The 7,275-nt window shown below is 69.6% G+C and carries 7 protein-coding genes; 3 read left to right on the forward strand and 4 right to left on the reverse strand.

Going from position 1 to position 7,275, the window contains the following annotated elements; all coding sequences use genetic code 11:
- Positions 1 to 184 precede the first annotated feature (184 nt).
- On the reverse strand, positions 185 to 1,951 hold the full coding sequence (gene arc, locus ACFUNE_RS20235) for a proteasome ATPase (RefSeq protein WP_383569468.1): 1,767 nt from the start codon (positions 1,949 to 1,951) through the stop codon (positions 185 to 187).
- 241 nt (positions 1,952 to 2,192) lie between these two features.
- On the opposite strand from arc, the gene ACFUNE_RS20240 reads away from it, so the two are divergent.
- On the forward strand, positions 2,193 to 2,504 hold the full coding sequence (locus ACFUNE_RS20240) for a ferredoxin (protein WP_383569471.1): 312 nt from the start codon (positions 2,193 to 2,195) through the stop codon (positions 2,502 to 2,504).
- A 24-nt stretch (positions 2,505 to 2,528) separates the two neighbouring features.
- On the opposite strand, the gene ACFUNE_RS20245 is transcribed toward ACFUNE_RS20240, so the two are convergent.
- From ACFUNE_RS20245 to ACFUNE_RS20255, 3 genes are all read right to left on the reverse strand, one after another.
- A complete protein-coding gene (locus ACFUNE_RS20245) occupies positions 2,529 to 3,125 on the reverse strand; it encodes a hypothetical protein (protein WP_383569519.1) in 597 nt (198 codons plus the stop codon).
- 198 nt (positions 3,126 to 3,323) lie between these two features.
- On the reverse strand, positions 3,324 to 4,232 hold the full coding sequence (locus ACFUNE_RS20250; protein WP_383569474.1) for a tRNA (adenine-N1)-methyltransferase: 909 nt from the start codon (positions 4,230 to 4,232) through the stop codon (positions 3,324 to 3,326).
- Between the two features lie 42 nt (positions 4,233 to 4,274).
- Entirely contained in the window at positions 4,275 to 5,525 is a 1,251-nt protein-coding gene (locus ACFUNE_RS20255; RefSeq protein ID WP_383569521.1) for a site-2 protease family protein, read from the reverse strand.
- A 170-nt stretch (positions 5,526 to 5,695) separates the two neighbouring features.
- On the opposite strand from ACFUNE_RS20255, the gene ACFUNE_RS20260 reads away from it, so the two are divergent.
- The gene (locus tag ACFUNE_RS20260) at positions 5,696 to 6,541 is read left to right on the forward strand and encodes a RecB family exonuclease (protein ID WP_383569524.1); all 846 of its coding nucleotides are present in this window, start codon (positions 5,696 to 5,698) and stop codon (positions 6,539 to 6,541) included.
- A 9-nt stretch (positions 6,542 to 6,550) separates the two neighbouring features.
- A complete protein-coding gene (locus ACFUNE_RS20265; protein ID WP_383569477.1) occupies positions 6,551 to 7,222 on the forward strand; it encodes a response regulator in 672 nt (223 codons plus the stop codon).
- The last annotated feature ends 53 nt before the right edge of the window (positions 7,223 to 7,275 follow it).

The raw sequence follows: 7,275 nt of genomic DNA on the forward strand, positions 1-7,275 counted from the left end.
TCAAGTACCGCTGCTGGTCCGCGGTGCCCGTCCCCGCACTGCGCGACTCGGCGGTACGGCAGAGCCTAGAGCGCCTCTGCGCCGGTGGGGAGATCAATTACGTCATTGTTCGGGTATGGCCGGACCTTCCGGGAAAACGGCCGGCTGCGGATGCCCTGCCGGGCATCCGCAGCCGGTCTGCGTTTTACAGGTACTGTCCGGTATTCGCCACCGTGTCGATGGAACGACCGGTGTCCGCGCCCTGCTTTCCGGTGACGAGTGTGCGGATGAAGACGATCCGCTCACCCTTCTTTCCGGAAATCCTGGCCCAGTCGTCCGGGTTGGTGGTGTTGGGCAGGTCCTCGTTCTCCTTGAACTCGTCCACGCACGCCTGGAGGAGATGGGAGACGCGCAGGCCCTTCTGGCCCTGCTCGAGGAATGCCTTGATGGCCATTTTCTTTGCCCGGTCCACGATGTTCTGAATCATCGCTCCGGAGTTGAAGTCCTTGAAGTACAGGACTTCCTTGTCACCGTTGGCGTAGGTGACCTCGAGGAAGCGGTTCTCCTCGGATTCCGTGTACATCCGCTCCACGACCGACTGGATCATCGCGTGGGCGGCGGCCTCCTTCGAGCCGGTGTGCTCGGCCAGGTCGTCCGAGTGCAGCGGCAGCGACGGCGTGAGGTACTTCGCGAAGATGTCCTTCGCCGCCTCCGCGTCCGGACGCTCGATCTTGATCTTCACGTCGAGACGGCCGGGCCGCAGGATCGCGGGGTCGATCATGTCCTCACGGTTGGAGGCACCGATGACGATGACGTTCTCCAGGCCCTCCACGCCGTCGATCTCGGCGAGCAGCTGGGGGACGATGGTGTTCTCCACGTCCGAGCTGACACCGGAACCACGGGTGCGGAAGAGGGATTCCATCTCGTCGAAGAAGACGATGACGGGGGTACCCTCGCTCGCCTTCTCCCGGGCACGCTGGAAGACCAGGCGGATGTGGCGCTCGGTCTCACCGACGTACTTGTTGAGGAGCTCGGGGCCCTTGATATTGAGGAAGTAGCTCTTCCCCGCGGGCTGTCCGGTGACCTCGGCGACCTTCTTGGCCAGCGAGTTGGCGACGGCCTTGGCAATGAGTGTCTTGCCGCAACCCGGAGGGCCGTAGAGCAGGATGCCCTTCGGCGGACGCAGTTCGTGCTCCTTGAAGAGGTCGGGATGGAGGTACGGGAGCTCGACCGCGTCGCGGATCAGCTCGATCTGGTCGCCCAGACCGCCGATCTTGTTGTAGTCGATGTCCGGGACCTCTTCGAGAACGAGCTCCTCGACCTCGCTCTTGGGGACCACTTCGTAGACGTAGCCGGACCTGGGTTCGAGCAGGAGGGCGTCGCCGGGACGGATGGTGATGTCCAGCAAGGGCTCGGCGAGCCTCACCACCCGCTCCTCGTCGGTGTGCCCGACGACCAGGGCGCGCTCGCCGTCCTCGAGGATCTCCTTGAGGGTGACGATGTCCCCGGCCCGCTCGAACTCCATGGCCTCGACCACGTTGAGCGCCTCGTTGAGCATGACTTCCTGGCCTCGCCGGAGGCCTTCGAGCTCGACGCTGGGGCTGACGTTCACCCGGAGCTTGCGGCCCCCGGTGAAGATGTCGCAGGTGTCGTCCTCGTTGGCCTGCAGGAAGACACCGAAGCCGGCCGGCGGCTGTGCGAGCCGGTCGACCTCCTCCTTGAGGGCCACGATCTGGTCACGGGCCTCGCGGAGCGTGTTGGCGAGCCGCTCGTTCTGCGCGGACACGCCTGCCAGATTGGTCTGGAACTCGACGATCCGCTCTTCGAGAATCCTCGTATGACGCGGAGAGTCGGCGAGCTTACGTCGCAGGACGGCGATTTCCTGCTCGAGATAGGCGACCTGGCCGGCCGGGTCTTCTGACCCGCGCGCGGGCCGGGTGCCGCGGTTGATGTCGTCGTCGTGGGCTGCCACGGTCCTCACCTCCTCCAAGGGGAGCTGGACGCTTCCTGACCCTACCTGGGTGGGTGATGATTGAAACCCCTAGATCACAAAGACCCGGGAGTGTGTCCGATCTTCACCCTTGCGCTCCCCCTCACGCCAAGGGAATACCCACCCTTCGGCACCGGAAAGCAGCCGGTTGTATCGTCGAAGTGTTCAACACCCGTCAGGGCTGGCTTCAATTGGTGCAGATACGCAGGGAACGGCAGGACACATGACCGTGCAGCAGGACGCTCCGGGCGGCAGCGACACTCAGGACCTCGAGGTCTGGATCGACCAGGACCTCTGTACGGGCGACGGCATCTGCGTGCAGTACGCGCCTGAGGTGTTCGAGCTGGACATCGACGGTCTCGCCTACGTGAAGAGCTCCGACGACGAGCTCCTCCAGGCGCAGGGCGCCACCACTCCGGTGCCGCTGCCCCTCCTCCAGGACGTGGTGGACTCGGCCAAGGAGTGCCCGGGCGACTGCATCCATGTACGTCGCGTTTCGGACAATGTGGAAGTCTTCGGGCCGGACGCGGAGTAGGGGCCGCGCGTGAGGCCGTGAGGGTCAGGCGCCCCGCGTGGTGGCGCCGGCCGGGCCCGCGGTCTTGATGAACGCGTTTCCCTTCCACTGCCAGGCGGCGCTCTCCAGCTCGTCGGGGCAGCAGCGCGGTACGTCGGCCGAGGAGTAGCCGAGCAGCGTGGCCGAGACCTTGCCGTCACGGACGGTGAAGTCGGTGACGTTGAGTTTCTGAGCGGGGTCCACCAGGGTCGCCACGACCCGGGGAGCGGCCCCGCTCGCCTGTGTGACGACGTAGATGCCGCTGGGCGGGGTGCCGGACCCCGCGGCACAGCGGACGACGGCCACGGTCTCGGGCCCGCCGTCCCCGTCGAGGTCTCCGTGGGCGCTGTCGGCGACGGTCCGCCCCGCGGCGCCGCAGTCGAGCGGATAGGTGACCGCGGCCGGATCGGGCGCCGCCGCGGCGGGCGCGGCGCCGTGCTGCGTGGCCACGCGGTGCTCGGACGCCGAGGCCGTGGCGGTGGCGGCGTCGGGCTGGAGCAGCCCCGCCACGGCCACGACCGCGGCCATCGCCGTCGCCGTGGCGAGCCAGTGCACCGGCTTGGCGTCGGTGTGCGCGAGGTCCGGGAGCGCGGAGGTCTGCACGCGGTATGTCTCCTGTGGTTCCTGGAGGCCTGGATGGGCGGTGCCGAGCGGACGTCGGCGGGCGGGGGTGGCCAGCATCGTGCCACACCTCACACCCGAGGGGAACGCCGGGGTCCGCACGGGCAGCGGAAAGGCGCCGCCGCCGGGCTCCCGGGTCGGTCCGGGAACTCGGCGGCGGCGCCTGTGCGTCGTGCGGGGTCAGTCGCGGGTGTCGGATCCGCTCCGGCTGCCGGGACCCTTGTAGTCCTCGCCGTAGGCGCCCTTGGAGGGGCGGCGGCGGCGGACCGGCGGCTCGACGCCGTCCGCGAGACGGCGGGCGGTGACGAGGAAGCCGGTGTGGCCGATCATCCGGTGGTCCGGCCGGACGGCCAGGCCTTCGACGTGCCAGTTGCGGATCATCGACTCCCAGGGCTGCGGTTCCGCGAAGCAGCCGATCTCACGGATGGACTCGACGGTCCGCGAGAGCTGGGTCGTGGTCGCGACGTACGCGCAGAGGATGCCGCCGGGCACCAGGGCCTTGGACACGGCCTCGAGGCATTCCCACGGGGCGAGCATGTCCAGGACGACACGGTCGACGTCGGTGTCCGAGAGGTTGTCCTGGAGGTCGCCGACGGTGAGCTGCCAGGCGGGGTGCGGCGAGCCGAAGTAGCGCTCGACGTTCTGCTGGGCGATCTCGGCGAAGTCCTCGCGGCGCTCGTAGGAGTGCAGCATGCCCTGCTCGCCGATGGCGCGCAGCAGGAAGGTGCTGAGCGCACCCGAGCCGACGCCGGCTTCGACGACGCGGGCGCCGGGGAAGATGTCACCGAAGGCGAGGATCTGGCCCGCGTCCTTCGGGTAGACCACGGCGGCACCGCGGGGCATGGACAGGACGTAGTCGGGGAGCAGGGGGCGCAGCGCGAGATAGGCGACGTTTCCCGTGGTACGGACAACACTGCCCTCGGGAGCACCGATCAGCTCGTCGTGCGGGAAAGAACCCTTGTGGGTGTGGAAGTTCTTTCCGGCTTCGAGCGTGAAGGTGTAGTGGCGTCCCTTGGGGTCGGTGAGCTGGACCTGGTCCCCGACTGTGAATGGGCCGCGACGGCGGGCGGCACCGGTCGGTTCGGACATGTGACCAGCCTACCGGTATTTCGGGGCCCGCTTTCCGGGGCGTCAGGCCGACGGGCGGGCCATGGCCTTGACGAAGGCGCGCTCGACGTCGGCGGTGGAGAGGACTCCGTAGATCTCGCCGGTGTCCTCGACGACCAGGTACTCGGTGGCCGGGGTCGCCTTCAGCCGGTCCAGGAGTGCCTCGCCCGCGAGTTCGGCGGGGACCTTCATGCCCTCGGTGAGGTCCTGGGCGAGGCCGCTGACGGCCACCCAGGGCCTGCGGTGCTCCGGGACGCCGACGATGGCCGCCTCCCGCACCACGCCCTTGGGGCTGCCCTGTCCGTCGACGACGACCAGGGCGCGGGCGCCCGCCTCGTTGGCGCGGCGCAGCGCCTCGGAGAGCGGGGTGGCGGACTCGACGGGAACGGCACGCCGTGTGAGGGTGCGGGCCCGGAGGTCGGGGAGGTGCTCGCGGAGGCGGGCCATCCGCAGGCTGTTGCCGGCGCCGGTCCAGATGATTCCGGCGAGGATCGCCGCGAGCAGCGCGTCGGTGACGGTCTCCACGCCGCCGATCTCGCTGGAGGCGTTGCCGAGTGCGCCGGTGTGGGTGAGGAGGGGCAGCCCGATGAGGACGGTGACGGCCAGGCCCCGGCCGACCCACGCGGCGGCGACGGTGCCGCTCATCGGCTTGCCCGTGATCTTCCAGACGACGGCGCGGAGCATGCGCCCGCCGTCCAGCGGGAGGCCCGGCAGCAGGTTGAAGGCCGCGACGATGAGGTTGGAGACCATCAGTCCGGCGAGGAGCACGCCGGGGACGGTGCCCGCTTCGACGAACTGGAGGGGGACGTAGAAGACGCCACCGAGCACGAGGGAGAGCAGGGGCCCGACGAAGGCGAGGATGAACTCGCGGCCGGGGGTCTCGGACTCCTTCTCGATCTCGGACACACCGCCGAAGAACTGGAGCTGGATGCGCCGCACGGGCAGCTTGTAGCGCAGGGCGGCGACGGTGTGGGCCAGTTCGTGGACCAGCACGGACGCGTAGAAGGCGATCGCGAAGAAGAGCGCGACCAGGTAGCGGAAGCCGCCGAGCTCCGGCAGGACGCGGTCGAGCTGGCCCCCGAAGACCCAGGTGATCAGAGCCGCGACGACGAACCAGCTGGGTGCCACATACACGGGCACGCCGAAGGGGCGGCCCATGAGGAGGCCGCCGCCGGGCTCTGCCGGCCGCCGCGGTTTGCCCTTCTTCGGTCCGGTGCCGGGGTCCGTGCCCCCTGCGCCGGGCTGCGGGCGCCCGCTGTCGCCGCTCTCGTCCACGGGGTCCCTCCGGTAGGTGGCTTCTGCCACGATCATGCGGTGTGCGAGCTCTGTCGTCGATGGTATGCCGCTGGGTGTCGGTGGCGGCCCGTAGGGTCTTCGGCATGACGTCCGTACCGCGCCCGCCTCAGCCACCCTCGTCCCTGTCGCCCTCGCGCGCGAACGATTTCATGCAGTGCCCTCTGTTGTACCGCTTCCGGGTGATCGACAAGCTGCCCGAGAAGCCCAGTGAGGCTGCTACCCGGGGCACGCTGGTGCATGCGGTGCTGGAGCGGCTCTTCGACGCCCCTGCGGCGGACCGTACGGCGCCGAAGGCCAAGGCGCTGATTCCCGGCCAGTGGGACCGGCTGGTCGAGTCGAAGCCCGAGCTCACGGAGCTGTTCGACGGGGATCCCGAGGGGGAACGGCTCGCGGGGTGGCTGGGCGAGGCGGAGCGCCTCGTGGAGCGGTGGTTCTCGCTGGAGGACCCGACCCGCCTGGAGCCGGCCGAGCGGGAGCTGTTCGTCGAGACGGAGCTGGATTCGGGGCTGCGGCTGCGCGGGGTGATCGACCGAGTCGATGTGGCCCCGACGGGCGAGGTCCGCATCGTGGACTACAAGACGGGCAAGGCCCCGCGCCCGGAGTACGCCGAGGGCGCGCTGTTCCAGATGAAGTTCTACGCCCTGGTGGTGTGGCGTCTGAAGAAGGTGGTGCCGCGCCGGCTCCAGCTGGTCTACCTCGGCAGCGGGGACGTGCTGACGTACGACCCCGTCCCCGCCGACCTCGAGCGGGTGGAGCGCAAGCTGCTCGCGCTGTGGGAGGCGATCCGGCTGGCCACCGAGACCGGCGAGTGGCGGCCCAGGCCGACGAAGCTGTGCGGCTGGTGCGACCACCGGGCGGTCTGTCCGGAATTCGGCGGGACTCCCCCGGTCTATCCACTGTCCGTGCGCCCGGCCGAATCGGCGGAGGCTGTGCAGGGCAGAATGGAGCCGGTCCGTTTCGAGGCCGGCCGACCGGTGGCCCTCGAAGGCCCCTAAGGAGATCACGTGGCTATCCGCGTCCTGCTCGTCGACGATCAACCGCTGCTGCGCACCGGCTTCCGGATGATCCTGGAGGCGGAAGGCGATCTCGCGGTGGTCGGTGAGGCCGGTGACGGCCTTCAGGCCATCGACCAGGTGCGGGCGCTGCAGCCCGATGTCGTGCTCATGGACATCCGCATGCCGCGGATGGACGGGGTCGAGGCGACCCGCCAGATCACGGGACCCGGCCGGGACGGCCCGGCGAAGGTGCTGGTCCTGACGACGTTCGACCTCGACGAGTACGTGGTGGAGGCGCTGCGCGCCGGAGCCAGCGGCTTCCTGCTGAAGGACGCTCCGGCCGACGAGCTGGTGCAGGCCATCCGGGTGGTGGCGGCGGGAGAGGCGATGCTGGCGCCGAGCATCACGCGCCGGCTGCTCGACAAGTACGCCGACCACCTGCCGTCGGGCGAGGACCCCGTCCCGGACGCCCTGCACACCCTCACCGAACGCGAGGTGGAGGTGCTGAAGCTGGTGGCGCGCGGCCTGTCCAACGCGGAGGTCGCGGCCGACCTGTTCGTGAGCGAGACGACGGTCAAGACGCATGTGGGCCATGTGCTGACGAAGCTGGGCCTGCGCGACCGCGTGCAGGCCGCCGTCTACGCGTACGAGAGCGGGCTGGTGCGTCCCGGCGCCCAGTAGCCGGGGCGGGGCGGAGACGGGACCGGCGCGGTCCGGGGCCGGTGGCCCCGGAC

It is taken from the genome of Streptomyces sp. NPDC057287 (assembly GCF_042667905.1).
In the GTDB taxonomy this organism is placed as follows: Bacteria; Actinomycetota; Actinomycetes; order Streptomycetales; family Streptomycetaceae; genus Streptomyces.

Excerpts from the sequence above, each read along its gene's own strand:
- ACFUNE_RS20260 (WP_383569524.1), top strand. The coding sequence starts at position 5,696 with ATGCAGTGCCCTCTGTTGTACCGCTTCCGGGTGATCGACAAGCTGCCC.
- ACFUNE_RS20250 (WP_383569474.1), bottom strand. The coding sequence starts at position 4,232 with ATGTCCGAACCGACCGGTGCCGCCCGCCGTCGCGGCCCATTCACAGTC.
- ACFUNE_RS20240 (WP_383569471.1), top strand. The coding sequence starts at position 2,193 with ATGACCGTGCAGCAGGACGCTCCGGGCGGCAGCGACACTCAGGACCTC.